23 protein-coding genes are annotated in these 25,665 nt (G+C 70.9%); 9 read left to right on the top strand and 14 right to left on the bottom strand.

What is annotated here, in order from left to right; translation table 11 throughout:
* Positions 1-4 precede the first annotated feature (4 nt).
* Together BA062_RS01485 and pdhA are read right to left on the bottom strand one after the other, a co-directional pair.
* Positions 5-1,033, bottom strand: a complete 1,029-nt coding sequence (locus BA062_RS01485; RefSeq protein WP_110334174.1) for an alpha-ketoacid dehydrogenase subunit beta — start codon at positions 1,031-1,033, stop codon at positions 5-7.
* The gene (pdhA, locus tag BA062_RS01480) at positions 1,033-2,250 is read right to left on the bottom strand and encodes a pyruvate dehydrogenase (acetyl-transferring) E1 component subunit alpha (RefSeq protein WP_110334173.1); all 1,218 of its coding nucleotides are present in this window, start codon (positions 2,248-2,250) and stop codon (positions 1,033-1,035) included. Before pdhA ends, BA062_RS01485 begins: the two co-directional genes overlap by 1 nt.
* Before the next feature lie 367 nt (positions 2,251-2,617).
* Here pdhA and BA062_RS01475 point away from each other — a divergent pair, with 367 nt between their 5' ends.
* Both BA062_RS01475 and BA062_RS01470 read left to right on the top strand, forming a co-directional pair.
* Positions 2,618-4,027 (top strand): M20/M25/M40 family metallo-hydrolase, encoded by a 1,410-nt coding sequence (locus tag BA062_RS01475; protein ID WP_110334172.1) that lies wholly within the window; start codon positions 2,618-2,620, stop codon positions 4,025-4,027.
* A gap of 14 nt (positions 4,028-4,041) precedes the next feature.
* Positions 4,042-5,313, top strand: coding sequence for an aminotransferase family protein (locus BA062_RS01470; protein WP_245959627.1), 1,272 nt, complete (start codon positions 4,042-4,044; stop codon positions 5,311-5,313).
* A gap of 68 nt (positions 5,314-5,381) precedes the next feature.
* On the opposite strand, the gene BA062_RS01465 is transcribed toward BA062_RS01470, so the two are convergent.
* From BA062_RS01465 to BA062_RS01440, 6 genes are read right to left on the bottom strand one after another with little or no spacing between them, the layout of a single operon-like run.
* Positions 5,382-6,671 (bottom strand): ABC transporter substrate-binding protein, encoded by a 1,290-nt coding sequence (locus BA062_RS01465; RefSeq protein WP_110334171.1) that lies wholly within the window; start codon positions 6,669-6,671, stop codon positions 5,382-5,384.
* A gap of 16 nt (positions 6,672-6,687) precedes the next feature.
* Positions 6,688-7,782, bottom strand: coding sequence for a branched-chain amino acid ABC transporter permease (locus BA062_RS01460; protein WP_245959626.1), 1,095 nt, complete (start codon positions 7,780-7,782; stop codon positions 6,688-6,690).
* On the bottom strand, positions 7,782-8,678 hold the full coding sequence (locus BA062_RS01455) for a branched-chain amino acid ABC transporter permease (RefSeq protein ID WP_110334170.1): 897 nt from the start codon (positions 8,676-8,678) through the stop codon (positions 7,782-7,784). The genes BA062_RS01460 and BA062_RS01455 overlap by 1 nt, the downstream gene beginning before the upstream one ends.
* A complete protein-coding gene (locus BA062_RS01450) occupies positions 8,675-10,522 on the bottom strand; it encodes an AMP-dependent synthetase/ligase (protein WP_110334169.1) in 1,848 nt (615 codons plus the stop codon). The genes BA062_RS01455 and BA062_RS01450 overlap by 4 nt, the downstream gene beginning before the upstream one ends.
* Positions 10,519-11,298: an ABC transporter ATP-binding protein gene (locus BA062_RS01445; RefSeq protein WP_110334168.1), complete on the bottom strand. Its 780-nt coding sequence runs from the start codon at positions 11,296-11,298 to the stop codon at positions 10,519-10,521. Before BA062_RS01445 ends, BA062_RS01450 begins: the two co-directional genes overlap by 4 nt.
* The gene (locus BA062_RS01440; protein WP_110334167.1) at positions 11,286-12,074 is read right to left on the bottom strand and encodes an ABC transporter ATP-binding protein; all 789 of its coding nucleotides are present in this window, start codon (positions 12,072-12,074) and stop codon (positions 11,286-11,288) included. The genes BA062_RS01445 and BA062_RS01440 overlap by 13 nt, the downstream gene beginning before the upstream one ends.
* Positions 12,075-12,213: 139 nt before the next feature.
* On the opposite strand from BA062_RS01440, the gene BA062_RS01435 reads away from it, so the two are divergent.
* Positions 12,214-13,632, top strand: coding sequence for a M20/M25/M40 family metallo-hydrolase (locus tag BA062_RS01435; RefSeq protein ID WP_110334166.1), 1,419 nt, complete (start codon positions 12,214-12,216; stop codon positions 13,630-13,632).
* A gap of 14 nt (positions 13,633-13,646) precedes the next feature.
* On the opposite strand, the gene BA062_RS01430 is transcribed toward BA062_RS01435, so the two are convergent.
* The 6 genes from BA062_RS01430 to BA062_RS39475 are packed head-to-tail and all read right to left on the bottom strand — an operon-like array spanning position 13,647 to position 18,239.
* Positions 13,647-14,246, bottom strand: coding sequence for an energy-coupling factor transporter transmembrane component T family protein (locus tag BA062_RS01430; protein ID WP_110334165.1), 600 nt, complete (start codon positions 14,244-14,246; stop codon positions 13,647-13,649).
* Positions 14,243-14,917, bottom strand: a complete 675-nt coding sequence (locus tag BA062_RS01425) for an energy-coupling factor ABC transporter ATP-binding protein (protein ID WP_110334344.1) — start codon at positions 14,915-14,917, stop codon at positions 14,243-14,245. The genes BA062_RS01430 and BA062_RS01425 overlap by 4 nt, the downstream gene beginning before the upstream one ends.
* Positions 14,914-16,020 carry a thiolase family protein gene (locus BA062_RS01420; protein WP_110334164.1) on the bottom strand — a complete coding sequence of 369 codons (1,107 nt, stop codon included), beginning with the start codon at positions 16,018-16,020 and terminating at the stop codon, positions 14,914-14,916. Before BA062_RS01420 ends, BA062_RS01425 begins: the two co-directional genes overlap by 4 nt.
* Positions 16,017-17,273: an AMP-binding protein gene (locus BA062_RS01415; protein ID WP_245959624.1), complete on the bottom strand. Its 1,257-nt coding sequence runs from the start codon at positions 17,271-17,273 to the stop codon at positions 16,017-16,019. Before BA062_RS01415 ends, BA062_RS01420 begins: the two co-directional genes overlap by 4 nt.
* Positions 17,270-17,845 carry a biotin transporter BioY gene (locus tag BA062_RS01410; protein WP_110334163.1) on the bottom strand — a complete coding sequence of 192 codons (576 nt, stop codon included), beginning with the start codon at positions 17,843-17,845 and terminating at the stop codon, positions 17,270-17,272. The genes BA062_RS01415 and BA062_RS01410 overlap by 4 nt, the downstream gene beginning before the upstream one ends.
* A 46-nt stretch (positions 17,846-17,891) precedes the next feature.
* Positions 17,892-18,239 (bottom strand): hypothetical protein, encoded by a 348-nt coding sequence (locus tag BA062_RS39475; protein ID WP_146239987.1) that lies wholly within the window; start codon positions 18,237-18,239, stop codon positions 17,892-17,894.
* A gap of 215 nt (positions 18,240-18,454) precedes the next feature.
* On the opposite strand from BA062_RS39475, the gene BA062_RS01405 reads away from it, so the two are divergent.
* From BA062_RS01405 to BA062_RS01380, 6 genes are all read left to right on the top strand, one after another.
* Positions 18,455-19,276 carry an ABC transporter substrate-binding protein gene (locus tag BA062_RS01405; RefSeq protein WP_110334343.1) on the top strand — a complete coding sequence of 274 codons (822 nt, stop codon included), beginning with the start codon at positions 18,455-18,457 and terminating at the stop codon, positions 19,274-19,276.
* Between the two features lie 66 nt (positions 19,277-19,342).
* Positions 19,343-20,152 carry an amino acid ABC transporter permease gene (locus BA062_RS01400; protein ID WP_110334162.1) on the top strand — a complete coding sequence of 270 codons (810 nt, stop codon included), beginning with the start codon at positions 19,343-19,345 and terminating at the stop codon, positions 20,150-20,152.
* On the top strand, positions 20,149-20,904 hold the full coding sequence (locus BA062_RS01395; RefSeq protein ID WP_110334161.1) for an amino acid ABC transporter ATP-binding protein: 756 nt from the start codon (positions 20,149-20,151) through the stop codon (positions 20,902-20,904). The genes BA062_RS01400 and BA062_RS01395 overlap by 4 nt, the downstream gene beginning before the upstream one ends.
* Before the next feature lie 81 nt (positions 20,905-20,985).
* Positions 20,986-23,352, top strand: coding sequence for a translocation/assembly module TamB domain-containing protein (locus BA062_RS01390; protein WP_110334160.1), 2,367 nt, complete (start codon positions 20,986-20,988; stop codon positions 23,350-23,352).
* Between the two features lie 170 nt (positions 23,353-23,522).
* Entirely contained in the window at positions 23,523-23,705 is a 183-nt protein-coding gene (locus tag BA062_RS01385) for a hypothetical protein (protein WP_110334159.1), read from the top strand.
* Between the two features lie 133 nt (positions 23,706-23,838).
* Complete coding sequence (locus BA062_RS01380) at positions 23,839-25,650, top strand: NHL domain-containing thioredoxin family protein (RefSeq protein ID WP_110334342.1); 1,812 nt, start codon at positions 23,839-23,841, stop codon at positions 25,648-25,650.
* The last annotated feature ends 15 nt before the right edge of the window (positions 25,651-25,665 follow it).

The raw sequence follows: 25,665 nt of genomic DNA, 5'->3' as shown, positions 1-25,665 counted from the left end.
CCCCTCACCAGTCCAGCGCGCGGTCGACGGCGTGCAGCACCCGGTCGAGGTCCGGAAGGAAGTGCTCCTCCAGCTTCGACGGTGGGTACGGCGTGTCGAACCCGGTGACGCGCAGCACCGGTGCCTCCAGCGAGTAGAAGCACTCCTGCTGGACGCGGGCGGCGATCTCCGAGGTCAGCGACGACTCGGCCGACGCCTCGCTCACCGTGATGAGCCGGCCGGTGCGCCGCACCGACTCGAACACCGGCTCCAGGTCGAGCGGCGAGAGCGTGCGCAGGTCGATGACCTCCAGCGCACGGCCCTCCTCCTCGGCCGCGGTCGCGGCGTCCAGGCACACCTTCACCGACGGTCCGTAAGCCACCAGCGTCGCCGCGTCGCCCCGGCGCAGCACGCGCGAGGCGAACAGTGGGTCGGGCGTGGCGGCGGTGTCGACCGGCGCCTTGAGCGCACCCGAGTGGTAGAGCCGCTTCGGCTCGAAGAACAGCACCGGGTCGTCGGCCGAGATGGCCTGCTGGATCATCCAGTAGGCGTCCACCGGGTTCGAGCACGAGACGACCTTGAGGCCGGCGATGTGGCTGAACAGCGACTCCGGCGACTCGGAGTGGTGCTCGACCGCGCCGATCCCGCCGCCGTAGGGCACCCGGATGACGATGGGCACCTTGACCTTGCCCTGCGTGCGGTAGTGCAGCTTCGCGACCTGGCTGGAGATCTGGTCGAAGCCGGGGAAGATGAACCCCTCGAACTGGATCTCGCACACCGGCCGGTAGCCGCGCACGGCGAGGCCCACCGCGGTGCCGATGATCCCGGACTCGGCGAGCGGCGTGTCCAGCACGCGGTGCTCGCCGAAGTCCTTCTGCAGTCCGTCGGTGATGCGGAAGACGCCGCCGAGCTTGCCGACGTCCTCGCCCATGACGATGACCTTGTCGTCGGCCTCCATCGCCCTGCGCAGGCCGAGGTTGAGCGCCTTGCCGATCGTGAGGTTCTGCACGCTCGACGTCGGAGTGTCCACTGTGGATTTCACGGGAGCCGCCATCAGTGCTCACCCGCCCCGAAGCCGGCGAGGTAGGACAGATACTCCTCGCGCTGGGCCTCCAGTACCGGCGAGGCTTCCGCGTACACGTTGGCGAAGACCCGCTCCGGCGGCGGTTCCGGCATGTTGAAGCAGTAGTCGCGCAGCTCGGCGGCGAACCGGTCGGCCTCGGCCTGCACGTCGTCGAAGAACTCCTGGTCGGCACCGCCCGAGCGCGCAAGGTGCACGCGGACCCGCTCGATGGGGTCCTTGTGCTTCCACACCTCGAGCTCGTCGGTGAGCCGGTAGCGCGTGGGGTCGTCGGTGGTGGTGTGGGCGTCCATGCGGTAGGTGAAGGCCTCGATCAGCACCGGCCCGTTCCCGTGCCTGCACTCCTCCAGCGCCCAGCGGGTGACGGCGAGGCAGCCGAGCACGTCGTTGCCGTCGACGCGGATGCCGGGGAAGCCGTAGCCCCGCGCGCGCTGGTAGAGCGGCAGCCGCGACTGGCGCTCGGTCGGCTCGGAGATGGCCCACTGGTTGTTCTGGCAGAAGAACACGAGCGGAGCGTCGTAGACCGCGGCCCACACGAAGCCCTCGTGCACGTCGCCCTGGCTGGTGGCGCCGTCGCCGAAGTAACAGATGGTGGCCTCGGCGGTGTCCTCCGCGTCGGCGCCGCCCACCTTGCCGTCGAACTTCTGGCCCATCGCGTAGCCGGCGGCGTTGAGGACCTGGTTGCCGATGACGATCGTGTACGGGTGGAAGCGGTGCTGCTGGAAGTCCCAGCCGCCGTGGTCGGTGCACCGGAAGATGCCCAGCAGCTCACGGAAGTCGACGCCGCGCGTGTAGGCGACGCCGTGCTCGCGGTAGCTGGGGAAGGCCATGTCGTGCGGCTTCAGCGCGCGGCCGGAGCCGACCTGCGCGGCTTCCTGCCCGAGCAGCGGAACCCAGATGCCCAGCTGGCCCTGGCGCTGCATCGCGTTCGCTTCCCGGTCGGCGCGGCGGACCAGCACCATGTCGCGGTAGAGCCCGCGCAGTGCCTCGACGTCGATGTCGGCGACATAGGGGTCGAACATCGCCGACGAGACGCGCTCGCCTTCGGGAGTCAGGAGCTGAGTGAGCTCAGCACCGCCTTCTGTAGTTGCTCGCAAACCCGCAATCACCTGTTCTGGGGTCGGTTCCGCCGCTGTCGCGGCCGGTCCGGCGCCAGGCTCCGGGCGCGTCCACTGTTCGGGGGACGGCATGCGCTATCTCCTTGGGATCGTGCCGCGCAGCCGCTTGTGGCGGTCGCTACGGCGCACCGGCGGCCACCTTTCGCATCTCGGGTCCGAGCGCTCGGGTGTCCGTCGGCGGTGACGGTTCACGTCGTCATCCTGGCACGAACCGGCCGGTTCTGGAGAGGCCCCGAGTCCGTTTCGTTGCCGCGAATCGGCGGCTGAGCTGCGGAAACGCTAGGAAGACCGACCTTGGGTCCGCCGAAAGTCGGTGGTGCGAACGGGCGTTAACCAGCCCTTCGCCGCAGGAGTCCGTCGCCCGCCGGTGGCGCGTCCTTACCAGTCGGTACACCCGCTGTGACGTGTGCCACAACCCTTTCGTGCCACGATCAGAGGCATGGACGAGCGACTGGTGCGGGAGACGGTAAGGAACCTGTGGGCACGAGAGGCACTGGCCGGCCTCTCCGAGTTCGTCGCCATCCCGGCGCTCTCCCCCGCCTTCGACGCGGACTGGGCGAGAACCGGCCACCTCCACGCCGCCGTCGAGCACGTGCGGGCCTATCTCGCCGAGCGGCCCATCGCGGGCGCGACGGCCGAGGTCGTCGAGCTCCCCGGGCGCACCCCGGTGCTCCTGCTCGACGTACCGGCCCGCGAGGCCACCACTACCGAGACCGTGGTCGTGTACGGCCACCTCGACAAGCAACCAGCGGCGGGCACGTGGTCGCCGGGACTCGGGCCGTGGACGCCCGTGGTGAAGGACGAGAAGCTCTACGGCCGCGGCGCGGGCGACGACGGCTACGCCGGTTACGCGGCTGCCACGGCGCTGGAGGCCCTGCACGCTGCCGGTGGCAGGCACGCGCGCACGGTGGTGCTGCTGGAGACCGGCGAGGAGTCCGGCAGCCCCGACCTCGCCGCCTACCTCGAACACCTCGCCGGACGGCTCGGCCGCGTTGGCCTCGTGGTGTGTCTCGACACCTCGGGCGCCGACTACGAGCGGCTCTGGCTCGCCACGTCGCTGCGCGGCATCGCGTTCCTCGACCTCACTGTCCGCGTGCTCACCTCCGGCGTGCACTCGGGGCACGGCAGTGGGCTCGTGCCCAGCAGTTTCCGGGTGCTGCGGGAGCTGCTCGACCGTATCGAGGATCCGCGCACGGGCCGCATGAAGCTGCCCGAGCTGGAGGTGGAGGTGCCCGCCGACCGGCTCGCCGAGATCAGGGTCGCCGCGGAGGAGGGGTTCCTCACGCCGCAGCTTCCGCTGGCCGACGGGGTGCGCTACGTCAGCGACGACCCCGTCGAGCTGGTGCTCAACAACACCTGGCGCACCACGCTCTCCATCACCGGGGCCGACGGGCTCCCGCCGATCCTCGACGCGGGCAACGTGCTGCGCCCGTACACGAGCCTCAAGCTGAGCTTCCGCCTGCCGCCAACCGTCGACGCCGGTTCGGCGCTGCAGGCCATCGAGAAGGCGCTCACCACGGACGTCCCGTTCGGTGCGCAGGTGGAGCTGGCGAGGGCCGAGGCCGCCGACGGCTGGAACGCCACGCCGAGGGCACCGTGGCTGGAGTCCACATTGGACGAGGTGAGCGCTGAGGTGTTCGGAAAGCCCTGGCGGGCGCTCGGGCTCGGTGGCACCATCCCGTTCCTCGGGCTGTTCGGGCGGGCCTACCCCGACGCGCAGTTCGTGGTCACCGGGCCGCGAGGCCCCGGCAACAACGCGCACGTGCCCGACGAGTGGCTGCACCTGGAGCAGACCGAGCGGGTGACCGAGGCCGTGGCACGCATCCTGCACGCGCACGCCACGGCCTGAACGAAAGGAGAGGGATGGCAACCGGATCGGGGCAGTCGCGGCTGTGGCACCCCTTCGCCAACATGGCGGAGGTCAAGGACGACAAGTTCGTCGTGGACCGCGCCGAGGGCGTGTGGCTCTACGACCGCGACGGCAAGCGCTATCTCGACGGCACCGCGGGGCTCTGGTACTGCAACGTGGGGCACGGGCGCACGGAGATCGTCGACGCCGTCGCCGAGCAGATGCGGCGCCTCGACAACTACTTCACGTTCAACGACTACTCCAACGAGCCCGCCGAGGAGCTCGCGCGGCGGCTGTCCGGACTCGCGCCGATGGACGAGGCGAAGATCTTCCTGACCACGGGCGGCGGCGAGTCCATCGACACCGCGGCCAAGCTCGCTCGGCTGTACTGGGCGCGCCGCGGCGAGCCGGAGCGGACCCACCTGATCAGCAGGCGGCAGTCCTATCACGGCACCAATGGGCTCGGCACCAGCATCGCGGGCATCGAGGGCAACCGGCACGGCTTCGGCCCGCTCGTCGCCGAGGCCACGCGCGTCGCCTACGACGACGCCGAGGAGCTGCGGGCGGCGATCGAGCGCATCGGTGCGGAGAAGGTGGCCGCGTTCTTCGCCGAGCCCGTGATCGGCGCGGGCGGGGCCCGGCCGCCGGAACCCGGCTACCTGGAAGCCGTGGCGAAGATCTGCGCGGAGAACGACGTGCTGTTCATCGCCGACTCGGTGATCGGCGGGTTCGGCAGGCTCGGCGGCTGGTTCGGGGTCGAGCGCTGGGGCCTGCGGCCGGACATGATCACCTTCGCCAAGGGCGTCACGAGCGGGTATCTGCCGCTGGGCGGGGTGGCCGTCTCGGCGAGGGTGTCGGACGTCTTCTGGGAGGCGCCGGGGGCGCCGTTCATGCACGGGCCGACGTACTCGGGGCACCCGAGCGTGGCCGCGGCGGCGCTGGCGAACCTCGACATCCTGGAGCGGGAGAACCTGCTGGCGCGCTCGCGGGAGCTGGAGAAGCCGCTGCACGACGCTCTGCTGCGGCTCGCGGACCATTCGGCGGTGGCCGAGGTGCGCGGAGGCACCGGGCTGATCGGTGCGGTGGAGATCGAGGCCGACATCCTCGCGGGCGACAAGGGCCTGATCACCCGCATGCAGAAGGCGGTCAGGGAACGCGGGGCGATCGTGCGCGTGCTCTGCGGCAACGCTCTGGTCGTCTCCCCACCGCTGACGATCACCGAAGCCGAGCTGACCCTGCTCGCCGACACGATCGAAGCCGGCATCAACGCGGCCCTGACAGCCTGAGTTACTGCCCCCCAAGGCCACCTTTGTTGCGTTCAACGCAACAAAGGTGGCCTTGGGGGAAGGTGAGCCTAGGGGTTGGCTTTTTCGAACTGGAATTGTTTGGCGGCGTCGGAGGTGAAGTTGTACTTCAGCGTGGCAAGGCCGAAGGGCTTGTCCGGGTCCACCGAGAACAGCGTCGTCGAGCGTGGCGGGTTGCGCTTCGCCGCCGGGCCGTAGGTGTAGTCGCCCGTGAGCCCCTGGAACGACAGCGTGCCGATCTGCTCGCTGGCCTTCATGACGCCGTCGCGGGAGAGGTCGCCGTTCTCCACGGCCTTCTCCAGCACCGCCGTCATCGCACGCGCCTGGTTGTAGCCGAACGCGAAGTAGTAGTCGGGCTGCTGCTGCGGCGCGTACTTCTCGACGTCGTCGATCATCTGCTTCATGCCGGGCACCGAGGTGTCACCCCATTCGGTGCCCTCGGCGGCGATCGTCACGTACTGCCGCAGGTACGGCGCCACGGCCGACTTCGCCAAGGCGTTGACGAAGCTCGGTGACTGGGCGTACCACTTCGGCGCGAACCGCGCCTGCGCCGCCGTGCCCCAGATCTTGCCCGCGTCGGTCGGCGTCGCCGTCAGGAACACCATCTCGCAGCGGGCCGCTGCCAGCGCGCCGATCTGGCCCGCGTAGTTCTCCGTGCCCACCTTGAACTTCTGGGTGTTGGCCACCGTGAAGCCGAGCTGCTCCGCAGCGAAGTCGACGCCCTGCTGGCCCGCCTCGCCGTAGACGTCGTCCTGCACCATCGTGCAGATCCGCGACTGCCGGTTGCCGCCGCCCTCGGTGAGGTAGTGCTGCATCGAGTTGATCGCCTGGATCTGGTACGGCGCACCCACCGGCAGCAGGTGCTGCTCCCGCACCCAGAACGCGTCGAGCGACGCCGGTGCGGCGAGCATGTTGTCGGAGTCGAGCAGCGGCAGCACCGCGAGCGTCGGGGCCGTGCCGAGTACCTGGGTGAACGCGACGACCTCGCCCTTCACCTTGTTGTACTGCTGCACGGTGACGTCCGGCTTGTACTGCGTGTCCTCCTGGACCAGCTCCACCTTGTACTTGCCCGCGACGCCGCCCTTGGCGTTGAGCGCGTCGAACCACACCTTGTTGCCCTCGGTCAACGGTTGGCCGATCACGGCGATCGGACCGGAGAGCGGGCTCAGCACGCCGAGCTTGATCGTCGTGCCGTCGAATCCGACGCCGCTGGCGGGCTCGCCCGCCTGCCCGCCGCCGGTATCGCCCTCGTCACCGGCGCCGCCGCACGCGGCCACCAGCAGCGCCGCGCCCGCCAGCGCCAGCCCGTATTGCCAGGATCTCCACCGCTTCGCGTACATGACGAGCCTCCTTGCCTCAGTAGGAGAAGGGCCAGGCCTTGAAATAGGCCTTGATCCGTAGCCAGATGCCGGCCAGCCCCCGTGGCTCGAACACCAGGAACAGCACGATCAGCAGCCCGAACAGGGCCTGGTTGAGTGCGAACACACTGATGAAGCCCTCGCCGCCGACGCTGGTCTGAACGCCGGGGATGGCCTCGCTGTAGCGATCGATGAGCGCGGGTAGCGCGCCGACGAAGATCGCTCCGAGCACGGCACCGAAGATCGTGCCGAGCCCGCCGACGATGACGATCGCGATGTACTGGATGGACAGCAGCAGGTTCCACTCGTCGGGACTCACGAACTGCTGGTACGAGCCGAAGAGCGCTCCCGCCATCGCCGCGATCGCGCTGGAGAGCATGAACGCGCCGATCTTGTACTGGCCGGCGCGCACGCCGATCACCTCGGCCGCCTGGTCGCGGTCGCGCACCGCCTGCAGCGCTCTGCCCGGCCTTGTGCGCACGAGGTTCTTCGCGAGCAGCGCCACCAGCGCGACCAGCCCCCACACGAGCCAGAACCAGCCCTGATTGCGGGAGTAGCTCTCGCCGAACAGGTTGAGCGAGTTGAAGTCGATGGGCCCGATCGACGCGCCCGCCGTCACCGGCGTGCCCGAGTTGCCGCCGGTGAGATCGGTGAGGTTGCGCCACAGGTGCTCGCCGATGAACACGAGCCCGAGGGTGACGATCGCGAGGTAGTGCCCGCGAAGGCGTAGCGTGAACGGGCCGATGAGCCCGCCGAGCGCGGCACCGATCGCGGCCGCCGCCAGCAGCCACAACGGCAGCGGCAGCCCGATCTCGCCACCGACCCTCGCCGCGGCGTACGCGCCCGCACCGATGAAGAACGCGTGCCCGAGCGAGATCTGTCCACAGTAGCCGGTCAGCAGGTTCAGGCCGATCGCCCCGATCGCGGTGATGCCGACGTAGATCAGCACCGAGAGCCAGAAGTCGTTCTGCACCACCGTCGGCAGCACGAGGAACACCACGACCAGCGCGGCGAGACCGGTGCGCGCGAGCGGCGTGCCGAACAGGCGAAGCTCGTCGGCGTAGCCCCTGGTCACGTTGCGGTGCGCGCCCATCAGACCCGCCTCACTTCCTTGGTGCCGAGCAGCCCGTAGGGACGGATCAGGAGGATCACGATCATCAGCAGGTACGGCACGATCACCGACACGTTGGAGCCGGCCCACGAGAACAGCTCGTCCTGGTAGCCCCGCGTGAGCGCCTCCGCGAGCCCGATCACCAGCCCGCCCAGCACCGCGCCCGCCGGTGAGTCCATGCCGCCGAGGATCATCGCCGGGAACGCGGCGAGCGCGATGAACCCGATCGACGGCGTCAGCCCGCCCGGCCCCGCCGCCATGAGGATCCCGGCGAGCGCGGCGAGCGCCGCCGCGATGGCCCACGACGTCGCGTACACGCGGCGCGCGCTGATGCCCTGCGCGAGCGCCGCCTCGGGGTCGAACGCGGTGACGCGCATGGCGAGCCCGAGCGAGGAGTACCGGAAGAACACGAAGAACGCGGCCACGACGGCGGCGGTGAGGCCGATCGTCCACAGGTCGCGCACGCCGAACACGAGCCCGCCCGCCTCGACCGTGCGGATGTTCCACGGGTTGGTGATCTGTTTCTGGTCGAAGCCCCAGATCGCGGTGATCATCGGTTCGAGGATGAACAGCAGGCCGATGGTGATCATGATGACCGCGAACGGCGGTTGTCCCACCATGCGGCGCAACACGATCCGCTCGAACGTCGCCCCGACCAGCGCCGCCGAGGCGCAGCACAGCAGCACCGCGACCCCGAACGCGACGGCGAGGTTGTTAGAGAACGTGTAGCCGAGGTAGGCGCCGAGCGCGAGCAGCCCACCCTGCGCGAAGTTGATCACGCCGGTGGACTTGAAGATCACCACGAAACCCAGCGCCACCAAGGCGTACGTGGAGCCGAGCGAGAGCCCGGCGAAGCAGTTCTGGAGGAAAGCCGTCATTCGTACATCGCCTCGATCTCCGCCGCGAAGCGCTGCTCGATGGCTCTGCGCTTGACCTTCTGGGTCGCCGTCAGCTCGCCGCCCTCGTGGTCGAGCTCCTTGCCGATGAGCGTGAACCGCTTGACCTGCTCCACGCTGGCGAGCCGCTGGTTGGCCTCGGTGAGCACGCCCTCGACGAGCGCGTGCACCTCCGGTTTCGCGGACAGGTCGGCGTAGGTCGTGTAGGCGAGGTCGCGGCGGCGGGCCCAGTCGCCCACCGTGTCGAGCTCGATGCCGATCAGTGCCGTGAGGTGCCTGCGGCGGTCGCCGATCACCACGGCCTCGCGGATGTACGGCGAGACCTTCAGCAGGTTCTCGATCTCCGACGGCGAGACGTTCTTGCCGCCCGCGGTGATGATGATGTCCTTCTTGCGGTCGGTGATGCGCAGGAAGCCGTCCTCGTCGAGTTCCCCGACGTCGCCGGTGTGCAGCCAGCCGTCCTCGGTGATCGTCGCCGCGGTGGCCTCCGGGTTGTCGAGGTAGCCGAGGAACACGCCTGCCGAGCGCGTGAGGATCTCGCCGTCGTCGGCGATCCGCAGCTCCACGCCCGGCAGCGCGGTGCCGACCGAGCCGAGCCGGACGTCGCCGGGTGGCGTGAGCGTGCAGATCGCGGTGTTCTCGGTCTGCCCGTAGCCCTCGCGCACGGCGACGCCGATGGCCCACAGGTACTCCAGCACTTGCGGGGCGATCGGCGCGGCGCCGCTGAGCGCCACGCGCACCCGCACCAGGCCGAGCTTCTCCCTCAGCGCACGGAAGACGAGCAGCTCGCACAGCGCGAGCACGATCCGGTCGGCGATCGTCGTCGAACCGCGCATCCGGCGGGGCGCGATGCGCCTGCCCTGGCGAAGGCACAGGCGGTAGAGGGCGCGTTTGAGCCGCGATGCGTCGGCCATGCGCAGCTCGACACCGGCGAGCATCTTCTCCCACACCCTGGGCACGCCGAGGAACACGGTGGGCTGGATGTCGCGCAGGTCGTGGGTGAACGACGCGCCGCCCTCGCCGAAGTTCACCACCGAGCCCGCCCACACCGAGTCGATCACCGACGTGAGCCGCTCGGCGATGTGACACAGCGGCAGGTAGCTGAGCACCTCGTCGGACGGCGAGCCGCCGAGCGCGCCGACGAACGTGCTCGCCGACGCGACGAGGTTGAGGTGTGAGAGCAGCGCGCCCTTCGGAGGCCCCGTGGTGCCCGAGGTGTAGACGATGATCGCGGGGGTGGCGGGGTCGAGTGCGGCCACGGAGTCCGTGAACGCCGCGAGCGGATCGCCGCTCGCCGCGCCCCGCTCCTCCAGCTCCGCGAACGTCAGCAGCCCCTCCTGGCGGATCCCGCGCGGATCGATCACCACGATGTGCCGGAGCTCGGGCAGCCGGTCGCGCACGGCGAGCGCCTTGTCGAGCTGCTCCTCGTCCTCGGCGATCAGCACGCGGGCACCGCAGTGGCCGAGCAGGTACTCCACCTCGCTCTCGGGCGAGGTCGGGTACACGCCGACACACTGCGCGCCGAGGCCCTGCACGGCGAGGTCCGCGATCACCCATTCCGGCCGGTTCTCGGCGTGCACGGCTACCCGCGTGCCCGGCTCCACACCCAGCTCGCGCAACCCGGCCGCGACGCACGCGACGCGGTGGGCGTACTCGGCCCACGTCCACTCGCGCCAGTAACCGCGGTACTTCTCGCGCAGCGCCACCGACTTCCCGCGTTCGCTCGCGTTCGCGAGCAGCCTGCCGGGCAGTGTCGGCCGGGCATCACCCGTGGCGGCGAGGGCGGCGTCGGCACTGGCGGTGTTGCTGGCGGTGTTGGACGTCATGCCGCACCCCCGAGGTAGGCCTCGATCACGTGCGGGTCGTCCTGCACCTCGCTCGGCTTGCCGGTGGCGATCACGACGCCGAAGTCCAGCGCCAGCACGCGGTCGGCGAGGTCCATCACCAGGCTCATGTCGTGCTCGACGAGGATCATCGCCAGCCCCAGCTCGCGCCTCACCTCCAGCAGGTAGCGCGCGGTGTCCTCGGTCTCCTCCAGGTTCATGCCGGCCACGGGCTCGTCGAGCAGCAGCAGCCTCGGCTCCATCGCCAGCGCCCTGCCGAGCTCGGCCCGCTTCGCGACGCCGTAGGGCAGCAGTCCCGCGGGCATCCTGCGGTACGGCTCCAGCTCCAGCAGCTCCACGATCTCCTCCACCGCGGCGCGGTGGGCGATCTCCTCGCGTTTGGCTCTGCCCCACCAGAACATCCCGGAGAAGAAACCCGTGTGCATCAGGTGGTGTCTGCCGAGCATGAGGTTCTCGATGAGCGTGAGGTGCGCGAACAGGCCGAGGTTCTGAAACGTGCGTGCGACGCCGAGACCGGCGATCGCGGCAGGGGCGCGGCCGAGCAGCGACGTCCCGTCCAGCGTGATCGTGCCCCGCTGCGGGCGGTAGACGCCGTTGAGGCAGTTGAAGATCGACGTCTTGCCCGCGCCGTTGGGGCCGATGATCGCGAACAGCTCCCCGGGCTCGACCTCGAACGACACGTCGTCGAGCGCGGTGACCCCGCCGAAGCGCAGCGTCACGCCCGTGAACTCCAGCAGCGGGCCGTTCACGCGCTCCATCGCTTCTTCCTCCGGTAGCTCTTGACGTCGGCGAAGGAGCGTCGCTGTCCGGCGCTGGTCCCGAGATAGAACTCGCGGATGTCGGAGTCGGCGAGCAGTTCGGCGGAGGGGCCGTCCTTGACGACCTTGCCGGTCTCCAGCACGTAGCCGTAGTCCGCGATCGACAGCGCCATCACGGCGTTCTGCTCCACGAGCAGCACGCTCGTGCCCTGCTCGTTGATCTGCGCCACGATGTCGCGCACCTGCTCCACCAGCCGGGGCGCGAGCCCGAGCGACGGTTCGTCGAGCAGCAGCAGCCTCGGCGAGGCCATGAGCGCCCTGCCGATGGCGAGCATCTGCTGCTCGCCGCCGGAGAGGTAGCCCGCGATCGACTTCCTCCGCTGCGCGAGCACCGGGAACAGGTCGAGCACGCGGGTGTAGGACTCGCGGATCTCGGTGCGGGAGTGCCGCGTGTAGGCGCCCGCCCGCAGGTTCTCGTCCACCGTGATCTCGGCGAAGACGCGCCTTCCCTCCATGACCTGCGCGATGCCCCTGCGCACGATCTCGGCGGGGTCGGCGGCGGTGATGTCGGCGTCCTCGAGCCGGACCGTGCCCTTGGTGATCTTGCCGCGATGCGGCATGAGCAGCCCGGTGACGGCGCGCAGGAGGGTGGTCTTGCCCGCGCCGTTGGCGCCGAGCAGCGCGACGATGGCGCCGGTGGGCACCTCGAGGCTCAGTCCCCTGAGCACGAGGACCACGTCGTCGTAGACGACTTCGAGGTTGCTGACGGAGAGCATCGGTGGGGGCAACTGATCCACTCCTTCGTCCTTGAACGTGATGTGGATCACTACGGAATATGGACGTTATTCGCATACTGAGCGCTCACACAAGCCCCGAACCGAACTGTGACCTTCAGCCGTTTGGCAGGATGAATCCGTGGAACAGCGAACCGTGAGTGACACAGTCCGCGAGCTGTGGGCGAATGACGTACTGCCGAGCCTTTCCGGTCTGGTCGAGATCCCCGCGCTCTCTCCCGTGTTCGACCGGGACTGGGTCCGGACGGGGCAGCTCGACGCGGCCGTCGATCACGTCCGCGAATGGCTGTCCGCGCGAAACCTGCCGGGGGCCACGATCGACGTCGTGCGCCTCGAAGGCCGCAGCCCCGTGCTGCTGCTCGACGTGCCAGCCACCGCCGGTGCGGAGGACCGCGGCACCGTGCTGCTCTACGGTCACCTCGACAAGCAGCCGCCGGTCGGCGGCTGGGCCGACGGGCTCGGCCCGTGGAAGCCGGTGATCGAGGACGGCAAGCTCTACGGCCGCGGCTCCGCCGACGACGGCTACGCGGGCTACGCGGCGACCGTCGCGCTGGAGGCCGTGCACGCCGCCGGCGGCGAACACGCCCGCGCCGTCGTGCTGCTGGAGACCGGCGAGGAGTCCGGCAGCCCCGACCTGCCCGCCTACCTGGAGCACCTTGCCGAACGGCTCGGCCGCGTGTCGTTCGTGGTGTGTCTCGACTCCGGCGGCAACGACTACGAGCGGCTGTGGCTCACCACGAGCCTGCGCGGCCTCGCGCAGGTGCGCGTGACCGCGCGGGTGCTCGACTCGGCGCAGCACTCCGGGCTCGCGAGCGGCGTCGTGCCCAGCTCGTTCCGAGTGCTGCGGCAGCTGCTGACGCGCATCGAGGACGCGGCGAGCGGCAAGATCCTCATCGAGGAGTGCAACGTCGAGATCCCGGCCAACCGCGTCGAGGAGGCCCGCGCGACGGCGGAGGTCGCCCCCGGCGCGACGCGTACGGCGTTCCCGCTGCACGGCTCCACGCGGCCGGTGTCCGACGACGAGCTGGAGTTGCTGCTCAACAACAGCTGGCGGCCCACGCTGTCCGTGATCGGTGCCTCGGGCTTCCCCGAGCCCGACGAGGCGGGCAACGTCCTTCGCGACCACACCACGCTCGGGCTGAGCTTCCGGCTCCCGCCCACCGCCGACTCCGCCGCCGCGCTGAACGCCATCGAGAAGGCACTCACCACCGACGTCCCGTACGGCGCCACCATCGAGCTCACCGGCATCGAGCACGCCGACGGCTGGAACGCGCCCGAACTCGCCCCGTGGCTTTCGGGTGCGCTGGAGCGGGTCAGCGACGGCGTGTTCGGCAGCCCGTGGCGCAGCGTCGGCCTCGGCGGCTCGATCCCGTTCATGGGCCTGCTCGGCGAGAAGTACCCCGAGGCGCAGTTCCTGGTCACGGGCGCGCTGGGTCCCGACTCGAACGCCCACGTGCCCGACGAGTGGTTGCACCTCGACCACGCCCAGCGCGTCACCGAGGCGGTCGCCCACATCCTCGACGCCCACGCGAAAGGCTGACGCTTGGGGGACGATCAGCGATCGGGGGCACCGCGGGCGGCGAGGGCCTCGCCGAGTTCGTCGGCGTGGCGGAGGGTGCGCACGAGAAAGGGCACGGCGAACGCGGTCACCGAGCGCTCGGCTCCGCGCGCCTTCGCCGCCTCCCGCACCTCGCCCGCGATGCCGGACAGCGTCGCCACCGCCTGCATGGTCAGCCCCACCAGCAGGCCGACCGACTCCGGCCGCACCCCGAACCGCCGCAACGGCCGCACCCACCGCTCGACGGCCGACACCACGTCGTCCACCGGTGTCGTGAGCGTCACCAGGTTCGCCGCGGCCAGCGCCGTCACCAGGCGCAGGCATACCACCAGCGCGGCCTGCCCGCCCAGCAGCCACCACTGCAACGCGAACACGAACACCGCGAGCATCAGCAGTGCCCGCGCCGTCCGCAGCCAGCGTCTCGCCGGGATCCGCGCGAGCGCGTAGCCGAACAGCACCACACCGCACAGCACGCCGAGCCACAGCGGCGAGCCGAGCACGAACACCGCGCCGGCGAGCACGAACAACGCCAGGAGCTTGGCGCCGACGGGCGTGCGGTGCACCATGCTCGTCCCCGGTTCGTGCGCGGAGATCATTCGGCGAGCTTCCGGTAGTACCGCAGCGCGGGCTCCGGCTCGTCGTCGGCGACCACGCGCCCGCCGTCGAGCACCACAACGCGGTCGAAGCCGTCCAGCAGGTCGAGGTCGTGGGTCACGAGCACCACCTGCTGCCGCAGCGTGCCGAGCAGCTCGGCGAACCGGCGCTTGTTGCGCAGGTCGAGCAGCGTCGTCGGCTCGTCGCACACGAGCACCGCCGGATCGAGCACCAGCATCGCGCACAGGGCCAGCAGCTGTTTCTGCCCGCCGGAGAGCTGGTGGGCGGGGTGCTCTGCGTAGCCGTCGAGGCCGTACTCGGCCAGCACCTCGGCCGCCCTCCGCGCACGCTCCGCTTTGGACAGTCCGGTGCCGCGAAGGGAGAACGCCACGTCCTCGCCCGCGGTCGGCATCACGATCTGGCTGTCGGGGTTGGTGAAGACGAACCCGACGTGCTTGCGTACCTTGCGGCCGTCCTTCGCCGGGTCGAGGCCGTCCACCAGCACGCGGCCCTCGCCGGGCAGCACCAGGCCGTTGATCATGCGGGCAAGCGTGGACTTGCCGGAGCCGTTGGCCCCCACGAACGCGACCCGGCGTTCCGGCAGCGTGAGGTCCACGTCGGACAGCACGACGCGGTCGCCGAAGCGGTGACCGACGCCGGAGAACTCGATCACGACACGGCCTCCCACATCGCCGCCACCCCGACACCGCCGCCCGCCGACAGCGCGGACAGCCCCGAACCGCCGGTGCCGCGCAGCCGGTGGAACAGCCGCACCACCAGCACCGCGCCCGACGCCCCCCAAGGATGCCCGAGCGCGATCGCGCCGCCGTCGGGGCTCACGGTCTCCTCGTCGATCCCGGCCGCGTCGAGGCACGCGAGCGTCTGCCCTGCGAACGCCTCGTTGAACTCCACGACGTCCGGCGTGCGGTCGAGCACCGACTTCATCGCGGGCACGGCACCGAGGCCGAGCAGGTTCGGGTCCACGGCGGACGTCGCCGACGCCAGGAGCCGCAACCCCGGCAGGCCGCGCTCACGCCGGAACCGCTCGCTCACCACGAGCACCGCGGCGGCGCCGTCGTTGACGCCGCACGAGTTCGCCGCGGTCGCGGTGCCGTTCGGCGTGAAGGCGGGCCGGAAGCGCGCGAGCCGCTCGACGGTGAACCCCGCCCTCGGCCGTTCGTCCCGATCCACCCCGCCGATCGGCACCAGCTCGGCCGCGAAGCGGCCCTCCCGCTGGGCGGCGACGGCCCGGTCGTGGCTTCGGACGGCGAAGGCGTCCTGGCGGGCACGGGAGATCCCGGCCTCGGCGGCCACCCGGTCGGCGGCGGGGCCCATGTCCGGGTCGCCCAGCTCGGCCGGTGCGAACGCAGCCCGCGTGTACCAGGTCGGCGGCTCGGTGCGCCACGCGCGATACGGCGCCGTCGAGGCGCTCTCGACCCCGCCGGCGAGGTAGACGTCCCCTTCGCCCGCGCGGACCAGCGCCGCGGCCAGGGTGATCGCGGCGAGCCCGCTCGCGCACTGCCGGTCGACGGTCACGCCGGGCACCTCGGTGCCGAGTCCCGCGCGGAGCGCGGCGACGCGGGCGGGGTTCCCGCCCGGTCCGAAGACATTGCCGAGCAGCACGTCGTCAACGCCGCTCAAGCCCGCGTCGGCGAGCACGGCACGCAGCACGGGCGCGGCGAGCTCGTCGACGGTGTACCTGCCCAGCGCGCCGCCAGCGCTGCCGATCGGGCTCCGGCGGGCGGCGACGACCACGGGGGTCCGTTCGTCGCTCATCGCAGCGGCTCCGCGAGCAGGATCCCGTCACGCAGCTGCTCGGCGGCCCGCGCCCTGGCCGGCTTGCCCGAAGCCGTGCGCGGCAGCGCCTTCGTGGCCAGCCACACCCGGGGCCGCTTGCCGGGGGCGAGCCCCTCGCGTGCCGCGGCCCGCAGGTCCCGCAGCGACGGCGAGTCGTCCGACTCCACGATCGCGGTCACCAGCTCGCCGAGCCTGGGATGCGGCGTGCCCGTCACCAGCACGTCGGCCACGCCGGGCACCGCGCGCAGCACGGCCTCCACCTCCTCGGCGGCCACCAGCCTGCCGCCGCTGGACACCGTTGCCGAGCCGCGGCCGAGCACGGTCAGCACACCCGATGCGCTCCTTTCCACGCGGTCGCCGACGCTCGACCACTCCGGCGCGGGCTCGAGGGCGCCGTCGTGCAGGTAACCGGAGAACGCCAGCGGCGAGCGCACCCACAGCACGCCGTCCCGCACGTCCAGCTCCACACCCGGCACCGGTCGCAGCCCGTTGGCGTGGCGGAGGGCGATCAGCGAGTGCTCGGCTGAGCCGTAGTACTCCACCAGCTCGGCGTGCGGCAGCAGGCGCGCGAAGCGCTCGCGCAGCCCGTCGCCGACGTGCGCCCCACCGCACACGACCTTCCGGAGCGCCGAGGGTGCCCGTTCGGCGAGCAGTGTGGAGAGCAGCGCGGGCACCACGTGCACGGTGGCCGCGGCCCTCGCCTCCCGCGGCTCGAAGCGCGGCCGCAGGCGCAGCTCGGCGCCCGACCACAGCGCGTGCAAGGCCCCGAAGAGGAACAGCGACGAGCTGAGCGGCCCGCCGATCAGCACCGGCCCCGGTGCGGGCCCGAGCGCGGCGAAGCTCGCCAGCCACGAGCGCCGCGTGCGCGTCAGCACTTTCGGCGTCCCCGAGCTGCCCGACGTGGTGGCCAGGTAGAACGCGGTGCGGTCGTGCCCACGCGGCTCGACGCGTGCCGTCGTGGGCTCCGGGGCCTCCGTCACCACCACGTCCGGCGCGGCGTCGGCCAGCACGGCCGCCCGCTCGGCCGGTGTCCACGACGGTTCCAGCACGAGCGTGGCCGCACCCAGCAGGTCGGCGCCGAGCAGCCACGGCAGCGGCTCAGGGGCGTCCACGGCGATGCGCGAGCCCTCGCCGGTCCCCCGCGCGGCCAGCGCCGCGGCCGCCCCGTGCACCGGGGCGAGCAGCTCGGCGGGCAGTGCGGCCCCACCGAGGATCGGGGGCGAAAGGGTCACTCGCCGCGCACCACCGGGCGCGTCAGTGTTCCGGGCAGCGCGCGGTGGACGACGGCCGCGATCACCGCCGCGGCCACCACCTTGCCCGCGTCACCCGGCAGGAACACGAGCGACTGGACGGCGGCGGCGCCGAGGTCGCCTGTGTACGCGCCGAGGAACGGGATGCCGATCGCGTAGTCGACGGCGAGCCCCGCCGTGGTCGCGAGCAGCAGCACGGGCAGGCCGGGCCGCTCCGCTCGCTGCACGATCAGCCCGGCCACCAGCGCGGAGGCGATCCAGCCGATGAGGAACCCCCCGCTCGGGCCGACGAACGGCGCGAGGCCGCCACGGCCACCGGACAGCAGCGGCAGGCCGATGGCGACCAGGCCGAGCAGGAGCACGACCGATGCCGTGCCCCTGCGGGCACCGAGGATCGCCCCGGCCAGCAGCGGCCCGGCGTTCTGGATGACGATCGGCACGCCGGAGCCGCCGAGGTAGATGCCGGGGAAGATCCCGAGCACGGCGATGAAGGCGGCGAAGACGACCGTCCTGGCGAGGTCCGCCGCAGGTAGGGAGACACGTGGTGCGGGCACGTCTGGCAAGGTAACCCGGCTCGGGTGCCGGTCGACAAGACGTGCGTCACGTTTGTGGGGACCCGCCAACGGAGGGCGGCACCTTCTGGAGCTCGTCCCCGATGCGCTTGCCCGCGGCGGCGATAAACGAGTCCGGACGTGTACTGCGATGGGAGTAGCGGCGATGACCAATGGCGACCTGCGGAATCGGCTCGCGGCCGCAGCGGCTGCCGATGCGCACCGCGACGACGAGATCGACTGGACCCGGCACGAGGAGCCCGCGAAACAGCCGACCGCCGTGTACAGCGTCCGCTGCGCAGGTTGCTCGACGAGCGTCCCGCCCGCTGGCCGACGCCACCTGAGCCTCGCCGCGCTCGCCGAGACCGTCCGTCACCCAGTCGAGCGACGGCGCCAATCTGCAGTGAAGGCCACCTTCGCTGCGTTCAACCGGCGCAGCGCCTCCGCTTCGGTGGTGGGGGGAGACGGGCGGGCGCAGGCAAGGTGGCCTTCACTGCGGACGGGTCTCAGCGGGTCGCAACTGCTCCGTAACGTCCCTGGTGCTGTGCACTAGCCCCAGAGGGTGGCAGGATGCGTGGACTCAACCAGTATGAACTACTAGGAGTGAACATCGTGGCGCGTCGACTGCACACCAGAGCGCTGATTCTCCTGCCGGCCCTCGCCCTCGCCGCGACCGCGGCCGCCTGTGCCGAAGAGGTGAACCCGGGAGACGACTCGCAGGCGGGCGGTGAGGTCTCGCTGATCAACGAGGGCAAGCTCACCACGTGCACGCACCTGCCCTACCCACCGTTCCAGTTCACCCAGGACGGCAAGACCGTGGGCTTCGACGTGGACCTCGTCGACCTCGTCGCCAAGGACCTCGGCGTGCAGCAGGAAATCTTCGACACCTCGTTCGAGGGCATCGAGTCCGGCGCCTCCTTCGACACCGGCCAATGCGACCTCGCTGCCGCCGCGATCACCATCACCGACACCCGCGACAAGGTGATGGACTTCTCCGACGGCTACTTCGACGCCAACCAGGCGCTGCTCGTCAAGAAGGGCTCCGGCATCGACGGGCTCGACAAGCTCCAGGGCAAGGTGCTGGGCGTGCAGCTCGGCACAACCGGCGAGGACTACGCCGAGGAGAACAAGGCCAAGCACGGCTACACGGTCCGGCAGTACGAGGACCTCGCCCTGCTGCAGACGGCCGTCAAGACCGGCCAGATCGACGCGGGCATCAACGACAACTCCGTGCTGTACGACTTCGTCAAGAACAACCCCGACACCGAGGTGACCACCGAGTTCGAGACCGGTGAGGAGTACGGCATCGCCGTGCGCACCGGCAACAACGCGCTCCGGTCGAAGATCAACGACGTGCTCGCCGCCGCCAAGCAGGACGGCACCTACGACGAGATCTACGAGAAGTGGTTCGGCCGGAAGCCGGATAGCCAGTAACCGCTGACCTCGGCTCGTGAGTGGCGAGCCCGTCACTCACGAGCCACTTCTCGAGGAGTTCTTTTCATGGCGATGTCTCGGCGCCAGCGTGCGCGGGCCTTCCGCGGCGTGCAGTACGGCGTCCTCGTCCTCGCGGTCGTGCTACTGGCGGTGTTCGCCGACTGGGGCACCATCCGCGACGCGTTCTTCAACCTGGACGCGGCCTCAACGCAGTTCCCGGAGATCCTCTCCACCGCTCTCGTCAACACGATCATCTACACGGCGCTCGGGTTCGCGCTCGGCCTCGGCCTCGGGCTCATCCTCGCGCTGATGAAGTTGTCGTCGGTCGGCCCGTACCGCTGGCTCGCGACGATCTACATCGAGTTCTTCCGCGGCATCCCCGCGCTGCTCGTGTTCATCGCGCTGGGCTACGGCGTGCCGCTGGCCTTCGGCATCCGGTTCGACATCTACTCGACCGCGGCGATCGCGCTCGGCCTCGTCGGCTCCGCCTACATCGCGGAGACCCTGCGGGCGGGCATCCAGGCCGTGCCGCCCGGGCAGATCGAGGCGGCCCGCTCGCTCGGCATGTCCCAGGCACGCACCACGGTCACGGTCGTGATCCCGCAGGCGTTCCGGATCATCCTGCCGCCACTGACCAACGAGCTGATCCTGCTCACCAAGGACTCGTCGCTGATCTACCTGCTCGGCTTGGTTCGCGACGAGTACGAGCTGGCGAAGTTCGGCCGCGAGGGGCTGAACGCGACGGGCTCGCTGACCCCGATCCTGCTCGCCGGCCTGTGCTACCTGATCATCACCGTGCCGCTCGGCTACCTGTCGCGGTACCTGGAGCGCAGGACGGGCCGCAAGGTGGACGAAGGACTGAAGGTGACGGCATGAGCGACACGATCATCGAGGTCTCCGGCCTCCACAAGGCGTTCGGCAAGCTCCAGGTGCTCAAGGGCATCGACATGAGCGTCCGGCGCGGCGAGGTCGTGTGCATCATCGGCCCTTCGGGCTCCGGCAAGTCGACGCTGCTGCGCTGTGTGAACCTGCTGGAGGAGCCGAACTCGGGCACGGTGCTCGTCAACGGCTTCGAGATGACCGATCCGGACGTGGACATCGACAAGGCCCGCCGCATGATCGGCATGGTCTTCCAGGGCTTCAACCTGTTCGGCCACCTCTCCGTGCTCGACAACCTCACCATCGCGCAGCGCAAGGTGCTCAAGCGCGACGCCGCCGAGGCCACGGCGATCGCGAGGGAGAACCTGCGCAAGGTGGGGCTGGAGGAGAAGGCGAGCTCGATGCCCTCGCAGCTCTCCGGCGGCCAGCAGCAGCGGGCCGCGATCGCGAGGGCGCTGTCGATGCAGCCCGCGGTGATGCTGTTCGACGAGCCCACCTCGGCGCTCGACCCGGAGCTGGTCGGCGACGTCCTCGGGGTCATGCGTCAGCTCGCGGACGAGGGCATGACGATGCTCGTGGTGACCCACGAGATGCAGTTCGCCCGCGAGGTGGCCGACAAGGTGCTGTTCATGGACGGCGGCGTCGTCGTGGAGGAGGGTCCGCCCGCGCAGGTGATCGGCGACCCGCGGCACGAGCGCACGCAGACGTTCCTGCACCGGGTGCTGAATCCCGTTCACGTCACGGACTGATCCGGGAACCAACCGCGCTGCGCACTCGTCCACGTACAGGGAGTGTTTTCACCCGACGGTGGGCAGCAGAGGAGACGTGAGATGCCGGGTTTTCGCCGGGGAGGCCGTGAACCCGGTGAGGGGGAGGACGGGCAGGTCGAGACCGTCGAGCCGGAGCGGCCCCCGTTCGACCCCTTCGCGCCGAGCCCGGACCGCCGCTACGAAGTCAACGCCGCCGACCTGCTGCGCCCGTTCATCGAGCCAGGCAGCGGTGGCCTGTTGCGCTGGCGCAAGCAGGCGACCAACGCGCCGATCGTGCAGGTCGAGGACGCCTACATCACGGGCAAGCTCGACCTGCGCGCGGCGGACCTGCAGTACCTGTTCCGGTTCGAGCGCTGCCGGTTCGAGCAGCCGCCGGACGTGCGCGAGGCCAACCTGCTCGGGCTCGTCTTCCGGAGGTGCTGGCTGCCGGGGCTCAAGGCCCGCAACTTCCGCAGCCGCAACGACGTCCGGCTGATCCGCTGTCTGGTGGAGGTCGACTCGGGTCGCGACGACTCGGAGACCACGGTGCGCCGCGCCGACGACCTGGAGCGCGGGCTGCCCGACGCGGCCGTCAACCTCACCGACGCCGTGATCGAGGGCTCCGTGGTGCTCACGCGCACGCGGATCTTCCACCCGCGCGGCAAGGCCGTGCAGGCAGACCGGCTCGTGATCACCGGGGCGCTGCTCGCGTACCGGCTGGAGGCGAGCGGTGAGGTGCGCGTGCCCGGCCTGCGCGCGGGCGGCAACGTGAACTTCTCCGGCGCCACGCTCGACAACCCGGAGGGCTTCGCCCTCAACGGCAATGGCATGCAGATCGGCGGCAGCCTGCTGTGCGAGGTGGACAACTACGGGCCCCGCGCCGACCGGAGGCGGTTCACCGCCAACGGGATGCTGTTCATGCCGAGCCTGAACGTGGCGGGCGACATCGTGTTCCGCGGCGGGCGGCTCGCGGTCGACCAGACCGGCGAGATCGTGGTGGACGCGTGGAAGACCGGTGACTGGTACGTGGATCCCCGGCCGTCTCTGATCGCCGACCGGATGCATGTGGAGGGCAACGTCGAGCTCAGCGACCAGCTCGACGTCACCGGCACGATCCGCATGGTCAACGCCCACCTCGGCGGTTCGCTGCGCCTCGCGGGCGCGCGGATCAAGGTGCTGCGGGGCCAGACGCCGCCGTTCCACGACCGGGCCGTGCACCTCGACGGCAGCGAGATCAACGGCGACATCGACGGCAAGGGCATGTGGTCGGAGGGCCAGCTGCGGCTCGCCGACGTCACCGTGCGCGGCAACGTGCTGGTCTCGGGGGCCACGTTCTTCCACCCCGAGCGGGACGTGATCTCGGCCCGGCGCAGCACCGTGTCCGGCAACCTGCTGCTCACCGACTGCGCCGTCGCGGGGACGCTGCGGCTGCAGGGCATGACCGTCGGCGGGAGCATCGACCTCAGGGGCACCGACGTGGGCCAGCCCGAGATCACCGACGCCGGCAGCTGGGCGGTGGACCTGCGGTCGGTGCAGATCGCCAGGAGCCTGCTGCTGATGGCCAACCGCGACCGGCCGTTCCGGGCCAGGGGCGGCGTGACGATGGACGGGGCCGTGGTCAAGCGGCAGATCGACTTCACGGGCGCCGAGCTGGTCTCGACGCCGAGGGACGGGATCGCGCTCGACGCGGGCGACACCGTGGCCGACGAGTTCGTACTCGCCCCCGAGGTCCCGCCGGAGGGCACGGTGGTGCTGCGCAGGGCGCATTGCGGGACGCTGTCCGACACGCCCGCGCTGTGGCAGGCCACGGGCGGCCTCGAGCTGGAGGACTTCCGCTACGACGCGCTCGACACCCCGATCGACCTGCGCGACGACACCACCGTCAAGACGCGGCTGCGGATGCTGCACGACGCCATGCCCGGCTACCGGCCCGGCCCCTACGACCAGCTCGCCACGATGCTGCGCACGAGCGGCAACGAGGAGCACGCCGACACGGTGCTGTTGAAGAAGCAGCAGTACCGCTACGAGTCGCTGGCCCACGGGTACCGGTTCCTCGGGCTCGGCGTTCGGCTGTGGAGCTGGTTGCAGCGCTCGATGGTCGGCTACGGCTACCGTCCCGTGCGCGCGCTCGCGTGGCTGGTGATGCTGCTCGTCGCGGGGAGCCTGTGGTTCGGCCTGCGCAGCGACGAGTGCACCCTCGACACCGAGCGGTTCGAGGTGATCGGCGAGCGCTGCACGGTGAACCGCGACGACTCCGGCCTCGAGTGGAACCCCGTGCTCTACACCGCCGACCTGCTGGTGCCGATCGCCGACTTCGGCAACAAGGGGCGCTGGTACATGGCCGACGAGGACAAGTGGGTCTCCACCGGGTTCACGGCGATGGGCTGGGTGCTCGCGACCACGGTGGCGGCCGGCGTGACGCGCACCCTTCGCCGCAACGGCAGCTAGCCGCGCAACCTGTCCGCCCGACCGCAAGGCGCCGACCGCAGTGATGGCCACCTTCACTGCGTTGAACGCAGGCATGGTGGCCTTCACTGCGAGCGGGCGGCGTAACGCGGGGGGTGGGTGGCGCCGATGTGGGGGTGTCGTCCCTCCCCCTCAGCGGAAGACAGCCACCCATGCGATTCGCCACCTCGATCGCCGTCTCGAGCGTCGCCGCACTCGCCCTCGCCGCAGTGGTCGCCGGTTGCGGGAGCGAGAGCCCCGAGACGTCGACGCCGAAGCTCTGGCAGACCGGTACCCGCGCGCCCACCGTCACGCTCACCGAACCGGCGGGCGGACCCACCCGGGATCGCACCTGACGTGCGCAGATGACCATCTGAAACGGTCGCTTATTACATACCCCGCTCGGGTGGATCACACCCCCCGGACGGAAGGCCGCGAACACGTGTCGCGTTCACTTGAGATGTGAGTGCCCCGACGCTGCGCCAGAACGTGCGCGCACCCGAGCTCGCCGGTGACACCTGGCTGAACACGGGTGGCAAGAAGATCAAGCTCGCCGAACTGCGCGGCCGAATCGTCCTGCTCGACTTCTGGACCTCCGGCTGCATCAACTGCCTGCACGTCCTCGACGAGCTCCGCCCTCTTGAGCAGGAGTTCGCCGACGTGCTCGTGACCATCGGCGTGCACTCCCCGAAGTTCCTGCACGAGGGCGAGAACGCGGCCATCGAGGCCGCCGTCGAGCGCTACGGCGTGCACCACCCGGTGCTCAACGACCCGGACCTGACCAACTGGCAGCAGTACGCCGTGAAGGCGTGGCCGACGCTCGTCCTGGTGGACCCCGAGGGCTACGTCGTGCACGTCGCCGCCGGGGAGGGCCACGCCGAGGCGCTGCGCCGCGTCGTCACCGAGCTCGTCGCCTCCCACGAGGCCAAGGGCACCCTGCGCCGGGGCGGCAGCCCGTACGTGCCCGCCGAGGTGGAGAGCACGGAGCTGCGGTTCCCGGGCAAGGCCGTCGTCACCGCCGCAGGCCGCGTGCTCGTGGCCGACACCGCCAACCACTCGATCGCCGAGTTCGCCTCCGACGCCGAGACGCTCGTGCGCCGCTTCGGCAGCGGCGAGCGCGGCGCCGCCGACGGCGCGTTCGACGTGGCCTCCTTCGCGGAGCCCTCCGGGCTCGCGCTGCTGCCCGAGGAGGTGGCCGAGAAGGTCGGCTACCACCTCGTGGTCGCCGACACCGCCAACCACCGCCTGCGCGGCGTCGATCTGCGCACGGGCGGCGTGACCACGGTGGCGGGTACCGGCGCGCAGTGGCGGGACGGTTCCGACTCCGGCCACGCGCTGGACGTGGACCTGACCAGCCCGTGGGACGTGCGCTGGTGGGACGCGGCGGGCGGCGTCGTGGTGGCCATGGCGGGCAACCACACGCTGGGCCTGTTCGACCCGGTCGCCGGCACCGTGCGCCGCTTCGCGGGGACGACGGTGGAGGGCCTGCGCGACGGCAAGGCCACCGAGGCGTTCTTCGCGCAGACCTCCGGCCTCGCCGTGGGCAGGGACCGGCTGTGGTTCGTCGACGCCGAGACCTCCGCGCTGCGCTGGATCGAGCCCTCCGGTGACGACTTCACGGTCTACACGGCCGTCGGCACCGACCTGTTCTCGTTCGGGCACCGCGACGGCAAGGCCGCCCAGGCCCTGTTGCAGCACCCGCTGGGCCTCGCCGTGCTCGGCGACGGCTCGGTGGCGATCGCCGACACCTACAACGGCGCCATTCGTCGCTACGACCCCGCGTCCGGCGAGGTCAGCACGCTCGCGAGCGGCCTGGCCGAGCCCGCGGGCCTCGTCGTCACCGACGCCGGGGTGCTCGTGGTGGAAACCGCGGCGCACCGCCTGCGGCTGCTCGACGCCTCGGCGGCGGGCCAGGTGGACGGCGAGGCACTCGCCGTGCGCAGGCCGCCGACCGTGCTCGCGCCGGGTGCGCTGGACTTCTCCGTGGTGTTCGTGCCGCCGCCGGGCGAGCGGCTCGACGACCGCTTCGGCCCGTCCACGCGGCTGGAGGTGAGCGCCTCACCTCCAGGCCTGCTCGCCGAGGGTGCGGGCAGCGGCACGGAGCTGACCCGCACCATCAAGCTCGCCGAGGGCTATCGGGAGGGGGTTCTCCAGGTCGTCGCGCAGGCGGCGAGCTGCGACAGCGACGCCGAGCACCCGGCGTGCCGCGTCACCCGGCAGGACTGGGGCGTCCCGATTCGCCTCGATCCGGCCGGCGAGGGCACCCTGCACCTGGTGATGGCCGGTAACCCGGCCACCTGACGGACGTAGCATTAG

The sequence above is a fragment of the Prauserella flavalba genome, assembly GCF_003202235.1.
GTDB lineage: Bacteria > Actinomycetota > Actinomycetes > Mycobacteriales > Pseudonocardiaceae > Prauserella_A > Prauserella_A flavalba.
Note: the sequence above shows the minus strand (reverse complement) of the source record. Positions and strands in the feature narration are given on the sequence as shown.